The organism is Streptomyces sp. GSL17-111 (genome assembly GCF_037911585.1).
Lineage (GTDB): Bacteria > Actinomycetota > Actinomycetes > Streptomycetales > Streptomycetaceae > Streptomyces.
In genome coordinates, this window is sequence record NZ_JBAJNS010000001.1 from 3,677,175 (window position 1) to 3,695,278 (window position 18,104).

The 18,104-nt window shown below is 71.8% G+C and carries 15 protein-coding genes and 1 pseudogene; 5 read left to right on the plus strand and 11 right to left on the minus strand.

Annotated elements, in window-relative coordinates; all coding sequences use genetic code 11:
• Nucleotides 1–38 precede the first annotated feature (38 nt).
• The gene (locus V6D49_RS16365) at nt 39–1,640 is read right to left on the minus strand and encodes an ISL3 family transposase (RefSeq protein ID WP_340560556.1); all 1,602 of its coding nucleotides are present in this window, start codon (nt 1,638–1,640) and stop codon (nt 39–41) included.
• Between the two features lie 84 nt (nt 1,641–1,724).
• A complete protein-coding gene (locus V6D49_RS16370) occupies nt 1,725–2,867 on the minus strand; it encodes a recombinase family protein (RefSeq protein ID WP_340560557.1) in 1,143 nt (380 codons plus the stop codon).
• Between the two features lie 90 nt (nt 2,868–2,957).
• Between V6D49_RS16370 and V6D49_RS16375 the strand changes: the two are divergent.
• Nucleotides 2,958–3,809 (plus strand): annotated as a pseudogene (locus tag V6D49_RS16375) (aldo/keto reductase); the annotation flags it as partial.
• A 211-nt stretch (nt 3,810–4,020) separates the two neighbouring features.
• Here V6D49_RS16375 and thpR read toward each other — a convergent pair.
• From thpR to V6D49_RS16390, 3 genes are all read right to left on the minus strand, one after another.
• On the minus strand, nt 4,021–4,599 hold the full coding sequence (gene thpR, locus V6D49_RS16380) for an RNA 2',3'-cyclic phosphodiesterase (protein ID WP_340560558.1): 579 nt from the start codon (nt 4,597–4,599) through the stop codon (nt 4,021–4,023).
• Nucleotides 4,596–6,059, minus strand: coding sequence for an MFS transporter (locus tag V6D49_RS16385; RefSeq protein WP_340560559.1), 1,464 nt, complete (start codon nt 6,057–6,059; stop codon nt 4,596–4,598). Before V6D49_RS16385 ends, thpR begins: the two co-directional genes overlap by 4 nt.
• Nucleotides 6,060–6,150: 91 nt before the next feature.
• Nucleotides 6,151–6,588: a MarR family winged helix-turn-helix transcriptional regulator gene (locus V6D49_RS16390; RefSeq protein WP_340560561.1), complete on the minus strand. Its 438-nt coding sequence runs from the start codon at nt 6,586–6,588 to the stop codon at nt 6,151–6,153.
• 125 nt (nt 6,589–6,713) lie between these two features.
• On the opposite strand from V6D49_RS16390, the gene V6D49_RS16395 reads away from it, so the two are divergent.
• On the plus strand, nt 6,714–6,893 hold the full coding sequence (locus V6D49_RS16395; RefSeq protein WP_340560563.1) for a ribbon-helix-helix protein, CopG family: 180 nt from the start codon (nt 6,714–6,716) through the stop codon (nt 6,891–6,893).
• Nucleotides 6,894–6,999: 106 nt separating this feature from the next.
• Here the strand turns inward: V6D49_RS16395 and V6D49_RS16400 are convergent, their stop codons facing one another.
• A complete protein-coding gene (locus tag V6D49_RS16400; RefSeq protein ID WP_340560565.1) occupies nt 7,000–7,593 on the minus strand; it encodes a DUF2867 domain-containing protein in 594 nt (197 codons plus the stop codon).
• A 99-nt stretch (nt 7,594–7,692) separates the two neighbouring features.
• Here V6D49_RS16400 and V6D49_RS16405 point away from each other — a divergent pair, with 99 nt between their 5' ends.
• Entirely contained in the window at nt 7,693–8,250 is a 558-nt protein-coding gene (locus V6D49_RS16405) for a TetR/AcrR family transcriptional regulator (RefSeq protein ID WP_340560567.1), read from the plus strand.
• 89 nt (nt 8,251–8,339) lie between these two features.
• Here the strand turns inward: V6D49_RS16405 and V6D49_RS16410 are convergent, their stop codons facing one another.
• Entirely contained in the window at nt 8,340–9,800 is a 1,461-nt protein-coding gene (locus V6D49_RS16410; protein WP_340560569.1) for an NCS2 family permease, read from the minus strand.
• Between the two features lie 237 nt (nt 9,801–10,037).
• On the opposite strand from V6D49_RS16410, the gene V6D49_RS16415 reads away from it, so the two are divergent.
• The gene (locus tag V6D49_RS16415; RefSeq protein WP_340560571.1) at nt 10,038–10,343 is read left to right on the plus strand and encodes a DUF2530 domain-containing protein; all 306 of its coding nucleotides are present in this window, start codon (nt 10,038–10,040) and stop codon (nt 10,341–10,343) included.
• 174 nt (nt 10,344–10,517) lie between these two features.
• On the opposite strand, the gene V6D49_RS16420 is transcribed toward V6D49_RS16415, so the two are convergent.
• Nucleotides 10,518–11,135 (minus strand): NAD(P)H-dependent oxidoreductase, encoded by a 618-nt coding sequence (locus tag V6D49_RS16420; RefSeq protein ID WP_340560572.1) that lies wholly within the window; start codon nt 11,133–11,135, stop codon nt 10,518–10,520.
• Nucleotides 11,136–11,369: 234 nt separating this feature from the next.
• Between V6D49_RS16420 and V6D49_RS16425 the strand changes: the two genes are divergently transcribed.
• On the plus strand, nt 11,370–14,204 hold the full coding sequence (locus tag V6D49_RS16425) for an FAD-binding and (Fe-S)-binding domain-containing protein (protein WP_340560573.1): 2,835 nt from the start codon (nt 11,370–11,372) through the stop codon (nt 14,202–14,204).
• Between the two features lie 45 nt (nt 14,205–14,249).
• Here the strand turns inward: V6D49_RS16425 and V6D49_RS16430 are convergent, their stop codons facing one another.
• From V6D49_RS16430 to V6D49_RS16440, 3 genes are read right to left on the minus strand one after another with little or no spacing between them, the layout of a single operon-like run.
• Entirely contained in the window at nt 14,250–15,932 is a 1,683-nt protein-coding gene (locus V6D49_RS16430) for a SulP family inorganic anion transporter (RefSeq protein ID WP_340560575.1), read from the minus strand.
• A gap of 8 nt (nt 15,933–15,940) precedes the next feature.
• Nucleotides 15,941–16,618 carry a GAP family protein gene (locus tag V6D49_RS16435; RefSeq protein ID WP_340560576.1) on the minus strand — a complete coding sequence of 226 codons (678 nt, stop codon included), beginning with the start codon at nt 16,616–16,618 and terminating at the stop codon, nt 15,941–15,943.
• Nucleotides 16,619–16,629: 11 nt separating this feature from the next.
• Nucleotides 16,630–18,063: a DUF1254 domain-containing protein gene (locus V6D49_RS16440; RefSeq protein ID WP_340560577.1), complete on the minus strand. Its 1,434-nt coding sequence runs from the start codon at nt 18,061–18,063 to the stop codon at nt 16,630–16,632.
• Nucleotides 18,064–18,104: the final 41 nt, after the last annotated feature.

Sequence of the window (18,104 nt, forward strand, 5' to 3'; positions counted from 1 at the left end):
GGTCGCCCGGATCCTCGCATCAGGCACTGACAACACGACTACGGGGCGAGCAGGACCCGTTTACGAAGAAGGCCGAAGCCTGCGCGGCCGAACATCTGGCGCTTGAGCATTTTGATCCGGTTGACGTGTCCTTCGACGACTCCGGAGTTCCAGGGCAGCGTCAGGCCGGCGATGACCGCGTCGCGGTCTCGGTCGATGCCGGCCGCGAGAGTGTGGAGGCTGGGCAGGTCGTCCTGGCGGACGGCGTCGAGCCACTGAGGGAGTCGTTCACCCTGGCGTTCGGTAAGCATGTGGGCGAAGGCCCGGACATGACCGGTCAGGGCATCGAGTTCGGGGCAATTGGCCAGGACGGCCTTGAGCCTGAGCTGTTCGATTTGAGTCAGCGCCTCGGGTCGGCTGAAGATCCATCTCGTCACCACGCGGGGTGCCGGCGGTTGCGCGGTGACCGGCCGTGGCGAAGTGCGTTTCTCTCGCAGGTAGGCGCTGACCCGGCCGTAGCTGCCGCGATAGCCCAATGGAACGATCTCCTCCCAGAGCTTCCAGGCGTTGGTGCAGCCCTCGTCCCAACGTTGGTCCAGGTAGGGCTTGTACTCGTCGAGGACGGAGGTCCTGTTGTGCTGCCACTGGCCACGGAAGAGGTCTTCCGGCTTCGCAGCGTCGGCGAGGCTCTTGACGGTGCGGTGGGTCATCTGGAGCTGACGCCCGATGGATCGGCGGCTGTGGCCGGCTTCCAGCAGCGCGTGGACCGTGGCATGCCGGGCTCGGACGCGGTTGGCGAACCGCTCGCTCCGCCATGGCGATTCCGTCTTCTCCTCGGGCGGCGCCGGTTCGTCGGCCTTCGCCACGGGATCGGGGACCAGAATCCGAAGGCACTGGCGGTGGCGGGCCACCGCCCGCTCAGCGGCTTCCCCCAGGTTGTGCCACAAGTGCCAACGGTCCGCGACCTGCGTCGCCTGGGGTGCCCCGGCGGTGGCGCCTTCCGCGAAGAACGGCGCGCGATCCCGGCAGACGACCTCGATCCCCGGCCGCTGTGCGAGCCAGGCGGCCAGGCTTGATGCCTCTCGATCAGGCAGGAGATCGATCGGACGACGGGTCTCGACGTCTACCAGGACAGTGCCGTAGCGGCGGCCCTTACGGGTGGCGTACTCATCAACGCCGACCACCCGAGGCATCGGCACCTTCGGCTCGGGCAGCGCCTCGACCAGGCGCAAGACTGTGCTCCGGCTGACGGACATGCCAAGCACGGCAGCCAGGCGGGCACCGGCTCGACCAGCCAGGGCGAGGCCGACTGCCGTCAGGATGGAACGCAGTCGTTCGGTGCGCTGGCCGTGCCTGCGGGTGAGACCGGATATCTGCTCCACGAACGTCCGACGTGGGCACTTGGTGTTCCCGCACCGGAACCGCCGGACCCGCAGCTGGAGTACGACGCTTCGTCCGGCGCTCGGGACATCAGCGAGAAACCGCAGGTAGGAGCTGTGAACCCGGGTCGAGCAGACTCCGCATTTCGGGCAGTCAGCGCCGGCCGTGGTGCACTGCGCGTCAAGGCGCACGTTCTCGATATCCACGTCCACCGACCGCACCGCGATGTCCGCGATCGTCGGGAACAACAGCTCCTTCAGCTGCAGTGCAACGTCTTCCACGGCCCGGACTATCAGCCCAGCTGCACTGACCACCATCCATTTTCGGGCGACTTCGCATACCGCCCGGAGACGCTCAGCCGTCACTCACCGTGGCCACTGCACGAAAGCTGAGCCAGAACCTCCGGTCGGACACGGCTTGTGCGTGGTACGGGAGGCGCAGCGGTAGTAGGGCCAGCTACGGCCGGGGGCGATATATGCCGGCTCCCCACATGTGCAGAACGCAACCCGGAGCAAGGGCGACCCACCCTTGCGGCTGCCGTTTCGCTTGCTGGTGTTCTCGTCCAGCCTCTTGTTGGCCAGCTCCCACTCCTCATGAGTGATCAGAGGCTCCGCACGCTGGAGTGGCTGACCGTCCGCGTCCCGGACGACCCGGCGTCGTTTCGTCTTCTTCCTGTCGACCATCGTCTCCTCGGATACCTCCATCTGCCCCAGGACGCAGCGGGAGCGCACGACCTTGGCCGTGTTGGCAGCGGTCCACCGGCTCCCCTTCGGGGGCTTGCCGTTGCGGATCATCTGAGCGTCGAGTGAAGTCGGGGTCCTTGACACGTCCTCGTTGAGCCACTGCGCGATACTGTTCGCCGACTCGCCCGCAATGAGACGGTGGACGATCTCACGAAGTGTCCCGGCCGTGTCGGTCCCGTAACCGTCAGGGACGAGCTTCCACCCGTCGCCAGTCTCCTGCTTCTCCTCGCGGTAGCCGTACGGAGTGCGGCCGCCGCGCCAGCGTCCCTCCTTCACCAGGTGGTTGTACGAGGACTTGGCCCGCGCTTTGATGGCGTCGAGCTCCCCTTCCGCGAAGGACGCAATCAGGCTGAGGAGGAGCTTCCCCATCTGCGTGTTGAGGTTGATCCCGTCCTCAACGGTCGCGACCTCTTTACCGGTCTTCTCGCACCACTCCAGGAGGGTGTGCACGTGGAGCACCCGCCGTGAGAGACGGTCGATCTTCAGCGCGCAGATGATGTCGTACTCATCGGCGCGCGACTCCTCCATCGCGATCCGCTGCTCGATCGCGCTGGTCTCCTTCCCGATGGTCGAGGGAAGCCACTTGCCGAACTCCGGGCGCCTCCACGGCTCGACGCCGCCGGACACGTCGATGTCCTCGACCCACCCCACAACGATGTGCCCCTCCTGATCGGCCCATCGCTGGATGGACCGACGTTGACGCTCCGGTGACGTGGTCTCGTCCGACACCCGCGACAGACGGACCACACCCAGAACTCTCGCCATGCTTGTTCTCCCTCTCCCCTGTGGCACTCATCGTGCACACGAGGTGACAGTACGCAGCTCGGATCACGGCGACGAAATTGATCTTTGGGTACGGCCAACGTCTACGGGTGGGGCGAGAACAAGGGACGCACCGAGGAGATCATCGGCTCCTGGCTCGCGGGCAGCCCCGACCGCCGGGAGAAGGTCGTCCTCGCCACCAAGGTCTACGGCAACATGGGCGTGGACGGTGAGAGCTGGCCCAACCACGACCGGCTGTCGGCGGTGAACATCCGCCGGGCCGTGGACGCCAGTCTCCGCCGCCTGCGCACCGACCACATCGACGTCTACCAGTTCCACCACGTCGACCGGCGGACGCCGTGGGAGGAGATCTGGCAGGCCGTCGACGTCCTCGTGCAGCAGGGCAAGATCCTCTACGCCGGCTCCTCCAACCACGCCGGGTGGCACATCGCCCAGGCCAACGAGACGGCGGCGCGGCGCGGCTCCCTCGGCCTGGTGAGCGAGCAGTGCCTCTACAACCTCGCCGAGCGGCGGGCCGAGATGGAGGTCATCCCGGCGGCGCAGGCGTACGGACTCGGCGTCATCCCCTGGTCGCCGCTGCACGGTGGGCTGCTGGGCGGGGCGATCCGCAAGGAGAGGTCGGGCGGCGCGGCCCGCTCGACGTCCGGCCGGTCCGGTGACGCCCTGCGCGACACGGCCCTGCGCGAGCAGGTGCAGGCCTACGAGAACCTGGTGGAGAAGCACGGCCTGGAGCCGGGTGAGGTGGCCCTCGCCTGGCTGCTCAGCCGTCCCGGGGTGACCGGGCCGATCGTCGGCCCGCGCACGCAGGAGCAGCTGGCCTCCGGGCTGCGCGCGGTGGAGCTGGAGCTGGGCGAGGAGCTGCTGACGGAGCTGGACGGGATCTTCCCCGGCCCGGGCCCCTCTCCGGAGGCCTTCGCCTGGTGATCCGCCCGAGCGGCGGGGGTGGGCACCCGTCCGCCCCCGCCCGCACCGGGGCGGCCGTCAGCGGTGGGGCGGACTTCAGTGGCCGAAGGCGGCGGCCACGGCCACGACGGCGAACATCACGACGAGGCCGAGCGTCACGACACGCGTTCTGATCTTGGCGTTCACCCTTCCACGGTAGCGGCCCGGGCCCGCCGCCGGGCGGGCGGCCCGATCAGCCGCCGAGCGGCCAGGACGCCAGCTCGTCGTAGTGCGGCTGCTCCCCGGGCACGCCGGAGCGCGGCAGGCTGCTGCGGACGAGCGTGAGCCGGTCGGCGGGCCAGGCCGGGGCCGCGAAGTCGGCCAGCGCGGAGGTGAAGGGGGCCAGCGGCGTCGGCGCGCCCCGGCGGACCCGGGCCAGGGTGAGGTGCGGGCGGTGGCCGTGCTCGCTGCCGGGCGCCCCGACCCGGCGTCCGGCCGCCGCTGCCGCACCGGCCAGGTGCGCGAGCTCGGCGCGCGCTCCGGGAACGTCCTCGGCGACGTCGGCCCACAGGGCCCTGTCGCCGAACCGCCCGCCGCCGCGCAGCCGCAGCGCGAGGGGTGCGCGGCGGTGGGCGGCCCGCTCCAGCCGGGCCTCCAGCTCGGGCACGGCGGTGTCGGGCACCTCGCCGTAGAAGGCCAGGGTGACGTGCCAGCCCTCCGGTTGCGTCCAGCGCAGCGCGTCCGCGCCCGGGAGCGCGCGCAGCTCATCGACCTGCCGCCGTAGGGCGCGGACGACGTCCGGCGGCGGCATCAGCGCGGCGAAGAGTCTCACCGGGACGCCCCCACCCGGGCCGGTGCGGCGGGCGCCGGGGTCGTCGGCCCGGCCACTGGGGAGACGGGCAGCGGCTCGCGCGTCTCGCGCGGCACGAAGGCCACCCGGCGGCTGCCGCGTCGCAGGTCCATGCTGAGCCGCAGGCCCGCCGCCCTGGCCAGGGCCAGGCCCACGAGCACGGCGCCCAGCAGCGAGAGGAAGGCGCCGGCGAGGAGGCCGACGCGCGGTCCGTAGGTGTCCGTGATCCAGCCCATGAGCGGTCCGCCGATCGGGGTGCCGCCCATGAACACCATCATGAACAGGCTCATCACCCGGCCGCGCATCGCGGGGTCGGTGGCGAGCTGGACGCTGGAGTTCGCGGTGACGTTGAACGTCAGCCCCATGACGCCGATGGCCACCATGAGGGCGGCGAAGACCCAGAACCACGGCGTCACGGCGGCGAGGCCGAGCAGCAGCGCGAAGAGGGCGGCGGAGCCGACGAGCAGGCGCCTCCCGGAGGTGCTGCGGCGGGCGGCGAGCAGCGCTCCGGTCAGCGAACCGGCGGCCATGAGCACGTTGAGCAGCCCGTAGACGCCCGCGCCCTGGTCGAAGACGCGCTCGGTGAAGGCCGTGAGCCAGATCGGGAAGTTGAAGCCGAAGGTGCCGACGAAGCCGACGAGGATGATCGGCCACATCAGCTCGGGGTGGCTGCGCACGTAGCGCAGTCCCTCGCGGAGCTGGCCCCGGGCGCGCCGCACGGGCTCGGCGGGGGACAGGTCGGTTCGGCGCATCAGCAGCAGGGCGGCGATGGGTGCGAGGAAGGAGAGGCCGTTGACGAGGAAGGCCCACCCGCTGCCGGCGGCGGTGATCAGCACACCGGCGACGGCCGGGCCGACGAGCCGGGCGGACTGGAAGTTGGCCGAGTTCAGGGAGACGGCGTTGCGCAGCTGGCTCGGGCCGACCAGCTCGGCGACGAACGTCTGCCGGGCCGGGTTCTCCACGACGGTGATGAGGCCGAGGGCGAAGGCGAGCCCGTAGACGTGCCAGACCTGCACCGAGCCGGTCAGCGTCAGGGCCGCGAGGGCGAGGCCGGTGAGGCTCATCGTGACCTGGGTGAGGAGCAGCAGCCGCCGCTTGTCGTACCGGTCGGCGATGACGCCGCCGTAGAGGCCGAAGAGCAGCATGGGCAGGAACTGCAGGGCGACGGTGAGACCGACGGCGGTGGCCGAGCCGGTGAGGCTGTGCACGAGCCAGTCCTGCGCGATGCGCTGCATCCAGGTGCCGATGTTGGAGACCAGCTGGCCGGAGGCGAAGAGGCGGTAGTTGCGGACCCGCAGGGAGCTGAACATCGAGGTCTTCGGGGATTTCGAAGGCTTCGGCGGCTTCGGCGGCTCCGGTTCGGTGGCTCGCGTGTCGGTGGTGTCGGTGGTGTCGGGAACGTTCGGTGCGGGTGCGGAGTGTGCTCCGGGTCCCGTACTCAAAGGTGCTTCGCCTCCTGCTCTCGTCCTCGTCGCTTGTCGTCTTCGGCCGTCCGCTCTCGGCCGTTCGTCGCCGTCCCGTCGTCGCGCGCTCCTAGAGCTGCGCGAGCTTCTCCAGGACGGGCGCCGCGTCGCGCAGCTTCGCCCAGTCGTCCTCGTCGAGGCCACCGGCCAGGTCGGCCAGCCAGCGGTTCCGCTTGGTGCGGGCGGCGGCCAGCATGGACTCCGCCCGCTCGGTCTGTGTCACGATCTTCTGCCGCCGGTCCTCCGGGTGGGGGTCCAGGCGGACGAGCCCCTTGCCCTCCAGCATGGCCACGATCCGGGTCATGGACGGCGGCTGGACGTGCTCGCGGCGGGCCAGCTCGCCGGGGCTCGCGGAGCCGCAGCGGGCGAGGGTGCCGAGCACGGCCATCTCCGTCGGGCTCAGCGACTCGTCGACCCGCTGGTGCTTGAGGCGGCGGGAGAGCCGCATGACCGAGGCGCGGAGGGCGTTCACGGCTTCGGCGTCGTCGCCATGGGTCAGATCCGGCATGTTGTTAGGTTAACTCATTACCTCGCCTAACGACTACCGGGTTTCCGGTATGCCGCATCACACGTACGGGTGACATCGCGGTAAAAGCCGGACCATCACACCGGAGGGGCCCCGACGGTGGGGGCATGACGTCTCGCGTACTCACCCTGCGGATGGACGGCGCGCTGCTGGAGCGCCTGACCCAGCACGCCGCCCAGCGGCGCATGACCCTCCAGGACTACGTGGTCCGCACCCTCGCGCGGGACGACTTCGACCAGCGCTTCCGGGCGTCCGTCGAGCGAACCGAGCGCTTCTACGGAAGCTGACGGGCGGGCTCCCGCCGCCCGGGAACGCGGTCGGGGGTCCGAAGACCACGGTCTTCGGACCCCCGGACGAGTGCGGCGCCTTCCGGCCACCGCGCGGGCGCGGTGATCAGGTCGCCGCGCGCCTGGCGACGTCCGCGTCCCACTGTCGTCCGATCGAGCGCAGCAGGGCCGGGTAGACGCCGAGGTAGCGGAACGGCTTGATGGCGGCCATGTAGAGGGCGCCGCGCACGCCGTTCGGCTTGACGAGGACGGCCATCCGCGCGTGGTACCCGCCCTTCCTGTCGGAGACCCAGCCGAGGTGCATGACCGCGTGCACGGTCCGGTTGACGATCTCCGCGGCCCACTCGTCGTGCGTCTGGTAGATCGAGGTGAAGGGGACGGCCTTGAGGTCGGTGGCGGGGCAGCTGTCCCGCAGGTCCTCCGGCAGTCGGTCCCGCAGGGTCGGCACGCCCGCCCGGCCGGCGCGGATGTCGTCCCAGCCGAAGATCTCGCCGAGTTTCCAGCGGACGGCGAAGAGTGCCCGGGACAGCGGGGAGTGGGTGTGTGCGCCGTCGCCGTCGTGCATCTGGCGCACGAGGTGGGCGAAGTCGTCGGGGCCGCCGGGCGTGGGCAGGGCCCACACGTCCTCGATGTGGAAGTCGTCGGCGATCTCGTGGATGCGCCACGGGCGGACGGTGTGCGCGGTCCTGGGGAGTCTCATGGGCGGGCCCCTATCTATACGATGCCGTACACAGAGCAGGCTAGCAGCAGAGCCATACGGTGCCGTATAGATGGCGGCCGACGTGAGGGGAGACACAGCATGGGCGTGATTCGCACGCCGCGCGGCCGCTGGATCGAGGAAGGCCTGCGGGCCCTCGCGGCCGGGGGCCCGCAGGCCGTGCGCGTGGAGGCGCTCGCGCAGGCACTCGGCGTCAGCAAGGGCGGCTTCTACGGGTACTTCGCCAACCGCGGCGCGTTGCTGACCGAGATGCTGGACGTCTGGGAGCGCGGCGTCACCGACCGCGTGATCGAGGAGGTCGAGCGGGACGGCGGGGACGCGCGGGCCCTGCTGGACCGCCTGTTCTCCCTGGTCGGGTCGGACCGGCTGCCCCTGACGGACACCGGCGTGGAGCTCGCCGTCCGCGACTGGGCGCGGCGCGACGCGGACGTCGCCGCGCGGCTGCGGCGCGTCGACAACCGGCGGATGGAGTACCTGCGCTCCCTCTTCGCCGCGTTCTGCCCCGACCCGGACGACGTCGAGGTGCGCTGCCTCATGACCTTCTCGGTGCGCATCGGCACCCACTACATCGCCGCCGACCACGTCGGACGCTCCAGGGAGCAGGTCCTGGAGCTGACCCAGCGGTGGCTGCTGCGCTGAGCGGTCCTCCCCGGCCGGGCGACCGGGCCCCGTCCGGGGAGCCGGGCGGGGCCGTCAGCCGAAGCCGAAGGATCAGCCGATGCCGGGGATCAGCCGATGCCGAGGAGCTGCTCGATCGGGTCGAGGAGGAAGTAGACGAGGAAGCAGACACCGACGGCGTTGAGCAGCCACGGCACCTCGCGCATCCGGCCCGTTCCCGCGCGCAGCAGGATGAAGGCCAGGACGCCGATGCCGATGCCGTTGGTGATGCTGTAGGTGAACGGCATCGCGATCATCGTCAGGAAGGCCGGCACGGCGATCGTGAGGTCGCTCCAGTCGATCTCCCTGACGTTCGCCGCCATGATCAGCACGCCGACGACGACGAGCGCCGGGGTGGCCGCCTGCGAGGGCACCACCGTGGCCAGCGGCGTGAAGACCAGCGCCAGCAGGAACAGCCCGCCGGTGACCAGGTTGGCCAGTCCCGTCCTGGCGCCCTCGCCGACGCCCGCCGTGGACTCCACGAAGCAGGTGTTCGCCGAGCAGGAGCCGAAGCCGCCGCCGACCACGGCGACGCCGTCCGTCATGAGGATGCGGCCCATGCCCGGCAGCCGCCCGTCCTCGTCCGTCAGCCGGGCCTCCTCGCCGACGCCGATGATCGTCCCCATCGCGTCGAAGAAGCCGGACAGCAGCACGGTGAAGACGAACAGGCACCCGGTCAGGACGCCGACCTCCGCGAAGCCGCCGAAGAGGCTGACGTCGCCGACGAGGCCGAAGTCCGGCGCGCTGACGACCTGCTCCGGCAGCGTCGGCACGGCCAGGCCCCAGGCGGCGTCGGGGACGGAGGCCACGGAGTTGAGGGCGACGGCCAGCACCGTCGTGGCGGCGATGCTCAGCAGGATCGCGCCCTTCGTCCGGCGCACCACGAGCACGGCCATCAGCGCCAGGCCGACGACGAAGACGACGACCGGCCAGCCCTGGAGCTGACCGCCCTGGCCGAGGCCGAGGGGGACGGTGGTGTGGGCGGCGTCCGGATTGCGGGTGACGAAGCCGGAGTCCACCAGCCCGATCAGGGTGATGAACAGGCCGATGCCGATGGCGATGGCCCGTCGCAGCCCGCCGGGAATCGCGTCCATCACGCGCTCCCGCAGACCGGAGGCGACCAGGACCATGAGCGTGATCCCGGCCAGGCACACCATGCCCATCGCGTCGGGCCAGCTCATCTGCGGCGCGAGCTGGAGCGAGACGACGGCGTTGATGCCGAGCCCGGCCGCCAGCGCGATCGGCACGTTGCCGATGACGCCCATGAGGATCGTCGTCAGGCCCGCCATGAGCGCGGTCGCGGTGACGAGCTGCGCGTTGTCGAGCTGCTGCCCGTACTTGTCCGTGCCGGCGCCCAGGATGATCGGGTTCAGCACGATGATGTAGGCCATCGCGAAGAACGTGGCCAGACCGCCGCGCACCTCCCGGCCCGGCGTCGACCCGCGCCGGGTGATGCCGAAGAAGCGGTCGAGCGGGCCGGTGGGCGGCGGGGAAGTGCCGTCGGCCGTGGTGGCGGCAGCCGGAGCGGACATGCGGATACCTCTTGGAGGAAACTACGACGAACGTCGTCCAACGGGGGATGGTTGCAGTATGAACAGACAAGCCCCGTGAGGGCGAACCCCGGCACTGTACTGCGGCGCTCCTCACACCCGTCCCACCCACCCACCCGCCGGGCCGGGGCGCGGGCCCGGGCGCCGCTCCGGCTGACTATCCTGGTGGACGACCGCCCCGGCCGCCCGGGGCACGGGGAAGGGGAGGCGCCGAGCGCGATGCGTCTGAGCACCTGGCTGGACGGCGACCGGGAGGCGCCCGAGCCGCTGGAGGGCAACGTCGTGCTGACGGTCACCGTCGGCACCGTCGTGTGGTTCGCCCTCTTCCTCGGTCAGCTCCCCTTCTACGGCTGGTTCGCGGACCACGGGCACACGTGGTGGGTGTGGACCTGCCTCGTCGGCGGCTGCGGCGGCCTCGTCGGGCTCTGGTACTGCCGCCGCCGCGAGGCCGCGATCCGCCGCGCCGCCGCCCGCCCCGCCCCCACCCCGGACACCCCCGCCCCCGGCCCCGAGCCGCGCACCTGACGCCACCGGCCCCGGGTCACCGCCGGGCGACGACCCCGACCGTCCGCCCCGACGCCGGCTCCGCGACGGCGACCGCCATGTCGGCTCGTCGGCGACCGCACACGGGTGCGGCCGGGAGCGTTGGGCAGGCGGAACGGGCGGAACGGGCGGATCGGGCGGATCGGTCCGCAGAGGTCAGACCGCTCCCGCGGCCAGTGAGGCGGGGGTGCCGAACACGGTGCCCAGGTGGTGGTCGAAGCGCGTGAGGTCGGCCTCGGTCTCGGGGTTCTTCTCCACATCGAAGGCGGCGAAGGTCGGCAGCGCGGAGAGGCCGACGAACCGGGCGTTCAGGTGCACGGGCAGCAGCATGTCGTCGACCGACGCGCCGCGGAAGAGCGGCTCGGAGACGTCGTCGAACGCCTCGCGCGGGGCGTTGAAGGTCACGGACAGCATGTAGCGCGCGTCGGTCAGGGAACCGCCGGTGCCGTAGTCGGCCTTGGGGTTCTCCGCGGCACGACCGTCACCGGCGCACATGCGGCCGTCCATCCCCGCCGTGTAGACCTCGTCCACGTACTTCTTGAACGACCAGGGCAGACCCATCCAGTTGACGGGGAACTGCATGATGACGGTGTCCGCCCACTGGTGCAGCGCGACTTCGGTGTCGACGTCGTACCCCCGTGCGACCTCGGTCACCCGGACCTGGTGGCCGAGGCTCTCCAGGTGTCCGGCCGCGCGGGCGGCCAGGGTGCGGTTCAGGGTGCCCGGGGAGACCTCGTGGGGCTGGTGGCCGTTGATGATCAGGCTGTTCTGCACGGTGTGTCCTCGCTCGGTTCCGGGGCGCCGGGATGCGGCGGACTGGCTGTCCGACCGGCTTGCCCCAGATTGCTATGGCATGGAAGCGAGCATCGAGCGCGACGCGCGGGGGCGGGAGAGCGTCCAGGGCCTCCCCGTCGGCGGATCGGGGGCCTCCCGCCGTGCGCCGCGCGCGGGCAACGCGCCGTCGCGAAGGCGTCGCGTCGTGCCGTGTGCAGGGTGCAGGCTGGGGGGATGGGACTGGCAGCGGAGCTTCGCAGGGCCGTGCAGGGCGAGGTCGAGTTCGACGCCGCGAGCAGGGCGCTCACGACGATGGACGCCTCCAACTACCGCCGGGTGCCCGTCGGCGTCGTCGCGCCGAGGGACGCCGCCGACGTGGCCGCCACGCTCGCGGTCTGCCGGGAGCACGGGGTGCCCGTGGTGGCCCGGGGCGCGGGGACCAGCATCGCCGGGCAGGCCACCGGCACCGGCGTCGTCCTGGACTTCACCCGGCACATGAACGCCGTGCTGGAGCTGGACGCCGACGCGCGCACGGCCGTCGTCCAGCCCGGCGTGATCTGCGACGTGTTGCGGGACCGGGCGGCGCCGCACGGGCTGACGTTCGGACCCGACCCCTCCACCCACAGCCGCTGCACCCTCGGCGGGATGATCGGCAACAACTCCTGCGGTTCGCACTCGGTGGCCTGGGGCACGACGGCCGACAACGTGCGCGCCCTGGAGGTACTGACGTACGACGGTGACCGCGCGCGGCTGACGCCCGGCGGCGACGGGGTGCCCGAGCCGTTGCGCAGCGAGGTGCGGGCCCTGGTCCAGGGTGAGTTGGCCCGACTGCGGACGGGCTTCCCCGACCTGCCGCGCCGCATCTCCGGTTACGCGCTCGACGCCCTCCTGCCCGAGCGGGGCGAGGACTGGGCGCGGGCGTTCACCGGCAGCGAGGGCACCCTCGGCGTCCTGACCGAGGCCACGGTGACGCTCGTGCCCACCCCCGGCGCCCGCGTCCTGGCCGTCCTCGGCTACCCGGACGAGAGCGCCGCCGCCGAGGCCGCCGCCGGGCTGCTGCCGCACCGGCCGCTCACCGTCGAGGGCATGGCCAGCGACCTCGTCGGCGCGTCCGCCCGCGCCTCGCTGCCGCGCGGCGGCGCCTGGCTGTTCACCGAGGTGGGCGGCGACACCCCGGCCGAGGCGGAGGCCGAGGCGGCGCGGCTGTGCCGGGCGGCGGCGTCCGGCACCACCGACCACACGCTCGTCACAGCGCCCGCCGCGCAGCGCGCGCTGTGGCGCGTCCGGGAGGACGCCTCCGGCACGGCGACGCGGCTGCCGGACGGCGGTGAGGCGTGGCCCGGCTGGGAGGACTGCGCCGTGCCGCCCGCCCGGCTCGGCGCCTACCTGAAGGACTTCCGCGCCCTGCTGCGCGACCACGGCCTGCGCGGCCTGCCCTACGGCCACTTCGGGGACGGCTGCATCCACGTCCGCATCGACTTCGACCTGCTGACGGCGCCGGGCGTCGCCCGCTTCCGCGCCTTCTCCACCGACCTGGCCGAACTCGTCGTCCGGCACGGCGGTTCGCTCTCCGGCGAGCACGGCGACGGGCTGGCCCGCGCCGAGCTGCTGCCGAGGATGTACGGGCGGGAGACGGTCGCCCTCTTCGAGCGGTTCAAGGACGCCTGGGACCGCGAGGGCGGCCTCAACCCCGGTGTGCTCGCCCGCCCGCAGCGCCTGGACGAGAACCTGCGCTTCGCCGTCCTGCCCCGGGAGCCGGTGCCGACCGCCTTCGCCTACCCGCACGACGGCGGCGACTTCTCCGCCGCCGTCCGCCGCTGCGTCGGCGTCGCCAAGTGCCGGGACGCGTCGGTGTCCGGGACGGCCGTCATGTGCCCGTCGTTCCGGGTGACCGGTGAGGAGCGGCACTCGACGCGGGGCCGGGCGCGGCTGCTGCACGAGATGCTGGCCGGGGACGTCGTCCGCGACGGCTGGCGCTCCGCCGAGGTGCACGAGGCGCTGGACCTGTGCCTGTCCTGCAAGGGCTGCCGCAGCGACTGCCCGGTCGGGGTGGACATGGCCACCTACAAGGCGGAGTTCCTGCACCAGCACTACGCCGGGCGGCGCCGGCCGATGGCCCACTACGCCATGGGCCGGCTGCCTCAGTGGCTGCGGCTGGCCGCCGCCACCCGCGCGGCGCCGCTGCTCAACGCGGCGGCGCGGACGCCGCTGGCCGCCCTGGCCAAGCGGGCCGCCGGGATCGCCCCGGAGCGGGACATTCCGCCGCTGGCCGCCGTGCCGTTCACCCGCTGGTGGCGGGCGCGGGACCGCAGCGCCCAGCCGGCCGGCCCGACGACCGTCCTGTGGCCGGACACCTTCACCAACCACCTCTCCCCCGAGGCCGGTTCCGCCGCCGTGGCGGTGCTGCACGACGCCGGGTTGCGGCTCGCCGTGCCGCCGTCCCCGGTGTGCTGCGGCCTGACGTACGTCTCCACCGGCCAGCTCGACCAGGCCCGCGCGGTGCTCCGCCGCACCCTGGACGTCGTCGGGCCCGCGATCGACGCGGGGCTGCCCGTCACCGTGCTGGAGCCGCCGTGCGCCGCCGCACTGCGCACCGACCTGCCCGAGCTGCTGCCGGACGACCCGCGCGCCGCCGCCCTCGCGGGGCTCGTCCGGACCTTCGCCGAGACGCTGGAGGAGCAGGCGCCCGACTGGCGGCCGCCGCACGTCGGCCGGCCCGTCACCGGGCAGACGCACTGCCACCAGCACGCCGTGCTCGGCGACGCCGCCGACCGCAGGCTGCGGGAGCGGGCCGGGCTCACCGGGGAGCTGGCGGGCGGCTGCTGCGGCCTCGCCGGGAACTTCGGCTTCGAGGCGGGCCACTACGACGTCTCGGTGGCCTGCGCGGAGGAGCAGCTGCTCCCGGCCGTCCGCCGGGCCCCCGCCGACGCGGAGGTCCTCGCCGACGGCTACAGCTGCCGCACCCAGCTCGACCAGCTCTCCGGCACCCGCAGCCGTCACCTCGCCGAAGTCCTCGCCGAGCACCTGCCCGGCGGCTCCGGGGAGACGGGCGGCGGAGACCGCCGGTGACCCGCCGGCGCCGGCGGCTCGACAGACGTCGTGCCGAAGGTCAGGTCATCCGCCGGTCCTGGCCGCGTCGACCGCCTCCCGCACGGTGGGATGCACACGTCTCAGCTCCGTCCTGCCTTCGGAGGTGCGCAACACGTCCCTCACCTGGCCCACGTCGCGGGCGAGCAGGAGCCGGCCTCCGAGGGCCTCGAGTTCCTCGGCCAGGTCGTCGAGCATGTGCACGGCGCTGACATCGACGAAGGGAACCGTCTCCGCGTCGATCACGACCGCCGTCACCCCTTCACGAGCGGCGGCTCTTCGGGCCTCGGACCGGATCCGCTCGGCGTTGGCGAAGTAGATGCCACCCTCGACGCGCAGCACGACCACCCCTGGGATTCTGTGGCTCTCGCTGTGCCTGTCGAGTGCGGCGAAGCGTCCGTTCCCGGGTAGTTGCCCCAGTTCGCTGATGACGGGTCGGGAGGAGCGGTACAGGAGCAGAAGCAGGGAGACGCCGATGCCGATGAAGAGGCCGGGCAACGTGTCGAAGACCAGCACCCCGAGCATGGCCGCGATCGCGGCCGTGAAGTCCGGCCGCGCGGCGACGCCGTAGGCCTGGCCGAGTCTGCGAGTGAAGACGCGGTAGAGGGGGACCAGCGAGTGGATGTCGACCAGCTCCACCACCGCCGCGATCACCACCCCGGCGAGCACCGCCTCAGGGAGCTGTTCGAAGAGGCCGGTGAGGAAGAGGAGCGTGACCACGGTCAGAGCGGCCACGAGGATCCCGGAAAGCTGGGTGCGCGCGCCCGCCGACCGGTTGACGGCGGTCTTCGACAGGCTGCCGTTGACGACCATGCCGCTGGACAGGCCGGCTCCCAGGCCGGCGGCACCGAGCCCGATCAGCTCGCGGTTGCCGTCGATCTCGTAGTGGTCGCGGGCGGCGTAGCTCTTCGCCGCACCGAGTCCCTCGGCGAAGGCGACGAGCGTCACGCCGACGCTTCCGGCGGCGAGGCCGCCGAGGTCGTCGACCGAGACGTCGGGGAAGCCGAACGAGGGCAGACCGGTCCCGATGCTGCCGACGACGTCGACACCGCGTTCCTCCAAGCCGAAGGCTGCGGCCAGGACGATTCCCAGCGCCACCGCGACCAGCGAGCCGGGGACCCTCGGGGCGACCCGCTTGAGACCGAGGATCAGGGCGAGGCTCCCGGCGCCGAGCAGGACGGTGAAGCCGCCGGTGCCGCCGAGGTTTCCGATCAGGGTCCAGATCTTCTCGAAGAAGTTCCCGGACCCTCCCTCGACGCCGAACAGCTTCGGCAGCTGGCCCGCGATGATCGTCAGCGCCAGGCCGACGACGAAGCCCTTCAGCACGGGCTCGGAGATGAAACTGGCGACGAAGCCCAGGCGCAGGAGACCGGCGAGGAGCGCGGCGATGCCGACCGTGACGGCCAGGGCCGCCGTCATCGTGGTGAAGTCCGCACTCGAACCGTCCACGGTGTCGCCGACGATCGCCGCCGAAAGTGCCGCCGTCGCCGCCATGGGCCCGGTGACCAGGTGTCTGGAGCTGCCGAAGGCGGCGTAGAGGAGCAGGGCCGCCGGCGCGGCGTAGAGGCCGACGACGGGCGAGACGCCGGCGATCGCCGCGTAGGCGAGTGCCTCGGGCACCAGCACCGCCCACACGGTCATCCCGGCGAGGGCGTCCCGGCCCAGCCACTGGCGCCGGTAACCGCGCAGTGAGGGGAACAGCCAGTGCATGTCCGCCCTCACGAGGAGAGATCACTGACGGCGTCGCCCAGCAGCTTCGCGGCGAAGAGGAGGCAGACCACGGTCATGATCGCCGTGTTGTTCCGTTCCATCCAGTGCTTGAGACCGTCGAGGATGTGCTTCGAGCGTTCCTTGAGGGCGAAGTAGAGCACGACCGGTGTTCCGGGCCCGAGCGACCCGAGCACCACGTAGACCGCCAGTGCCACGGCCTGTGCGCCGGCGGCCGTGTCCGTGCGCGCGATCGCCGACGCCGCGGCGATCGAGAGCAGCAGGTTCTTCGGGTTGAGGGCGGACAGCGCCGTTCCGAGTGCCAACGCTTTACGAGGGGTGAACGAGTCGACCGTCCTCATCCACTTCGGCAACGTCACCTCCTCGTCGCCTCGCGGTCGGCCACGCCACTCCTTCACCGCCACCCACAGCAGCAGCACCCCGAGAGCCAGGTCGAGCGCGCTGACCCAGCCGGCCGGCTGCCCCTGGTCGCTCGGGCCGGCGCCGCCGGAGACCAGCAGCACGAGCGTGCCGACCAGAGCCAGCCCCAGAACCCAGCCCAGGAGCAGCGCCGGCCCGTTGGAACGCGCCCTGGGGGTGGCGAGCATCAGCACCACACCGATGATCGGGAACGCGCTCAGCGCCACGGCGATGCCGTAGGGCAGAATCTGACCGATCGCCTCACCCACGGCCGCCTACCTCACGCCGGTTCGATCTCGCCCGGCCGCCAGCTCCTGTCGAACCAGCTTTCCAGCGGGCCGTAGAGCCGCAGCATCACGAAGAATCCCTTGCCGGGTACGGTCTGGACCCAGTTCGCCTCCGAGCCGTCCGGCGGGGTGGGGCCGAAGTGGACGACCGTGTCGCCGTTGCTCTCGGGCCGGACGCCTTCCGACTGGCTGTTGACGCTCGGGTAGGGGTGGTCCGTGCGCAGCAGCGACCGGGTCTGCGGGTCGTAGGCGGTGACCGCCCAGAAGTTCCGCACCGGGATGCCGCTCGGCAGGGTGAGCGTGTAGAACCGTCCGCCGTCGAGCCACGCGCCCGTGGAGTCCTCCGCCGTGTAGGCGTACTGCGATCCGGTGCCGACGGGCGCCGTCACCATCGCGGGCGAGGAGGCGGCCGCGAAGTAGTAGAACACCGCGCGGGAGTCCAGCAGGCGGGCGCCTTCCGGCGACAGGAACTCGTGACTGCGTGTGGGGAACGGGGTCTTCCACGACCCGTCGGGGTAGAAGTAGAAGCCCGGGTCACGTGGCTTGAAGGCCAGCGTCCTGACGATGCCCGAGGCGATCCGTGCGGCGGTGTCGAGAATCGAGCGCGTACGGTCGTCCGGCCGGAAGGGCTCGCCGTGCACGATGCCGAGCGCGGCGAGCTGACCGGCACGCTCCGGATCGAGCGAACCGGGCGGCTCGGCCTGGACGATGGTGTCGATCTCCTCGAAGAAGGAGAAGTCGTTCGCGTGGACTGTGTTGAAGTCCGATTCCGCCCAGTTGACGTAGCGCTGCTCGGGCCGGTCCGCCGCGGCCGAGAGCGGGTAGATCCGTGCCGTGAGCAGGCTCTGGGTGCCGCCCAGTGCGCGCAGCAGTACCCAGGAGCCGAACGTCTCCGGGCGGACGACGAAGTAGCCGTCGGGAACATCACCTTCGTAGCCCGGGGGCAGGAAGAGGTATGTGCCCCCTTCTCCCTGGTCCGGCCCGGCGATGCCCATGTCGGTGACGTAGCGCTGCCACATGTCGTTGACGATGCACAGCGAGTTCCCCGGCGCCTCGACCACGGTGGGTCCGTCCTCGTCGAGCGCCAGGAAGGTCATCCCGTACGTGGTTTCCGTGTTGCCCGTGAGGAGCACCGGTGCCGAGGTGCATCGCGGGGCCGTGTAGCCGATCGTGCGGGAGTCGACGCCAACGCTCCGCAACCCGCGTCGCATCGCCACCATGGACGCGCCGGGTACGCAGTTGAGGAACGCCTCGATCCCGCGTAGCAGGTCCAGCGTGTCATAGCTGCGCGTGACCGTGTCGGGCATGGGCATGCCGTCGAAGAAGTCCATCGGGCCGAAGACCGTCTCCAGCCGGTCGGGGCTGCGGATCGAGGCCATGGTCTCGGCTGATGCGCCCGGGCTGGGGGCTTCGCTGATATGGGGCACTGCGGTCCTCCTGGGGAGTCATTCCTTGAAAGCCACGTTCC

What these genes read in the sequence shown, in the direction of transcription:
- V6D49_RS16400 (WP_340560565.1), bottom strand. Translation starts at nt 7,593, where the DNA reads ATGAGACTCCCCAGGACCGCGCACACCGTCCGCCCGTGGCGCATCCAC.
- V6D49_RS16395 (WP_340560563.1), top strand. Translation starts at nt 6,714, where the DNA reads ATGACGTCTCGCGTACTCACCCTGCGGATGGACGGCGCGCTGCTGGAG.
- V6D49_RS16425 (WP_340560573.1), top strand. Translation starts at nt 11,370, where the DNA reads ATGGGACTGGCAGCGGAGCTTCGCAGGGCCGTGCAGGGCGAGGTCGAG.
- V6D49_RS16405 (WP_340560567.1), top strand. Translation starts at nt 7,693, where the DNA reads ATGGGCGTGATTCGCACGCCGCGCGGCCGCTGGATCGAGGAAGGCCTG.
- V6D49_RS16410 (WP_340560569.1), bottom strand. Translation starts at nt 9,800, where the DNA reads ATGTCCGCTCCGGCTGCCGCCACCACGGCCGACGGCACTTCCCCGCCG.
- V6D49_RS16415 (WP_340560571.1), top strand. Translation starts at nt 10,038, where the DNA reads ATGCGTCTGAGCACCTGGCTGGACGGCGACCGGGAGGCGCCCGAGCCG.
- V6D49_RS16390 (WP_340560561.1), bottom strand. Translation starts at nt 6,588, where the DNA reads ATGCCGGATCTGACCCATGGCGACGACGCCGAAGCCGTGAACGCCCTC.
- V6D49_RS16370 (WP_340560557.1), bottom strand. Translation starts at nt 2,867, where the DNA reads ATGGCGAGAGTTCTGGGTGTGGTCCGTCTGTCGCGGGTGTCGGACGAG.
- V6D49_RS16430 (WP_340560575.1), bottom strand. Translation starts at nt 15,932, where the DNA reads ATGCACTGGCTGTTCCCCTCACTGCGCGGTTACCGGCGCCAGTGGCTG.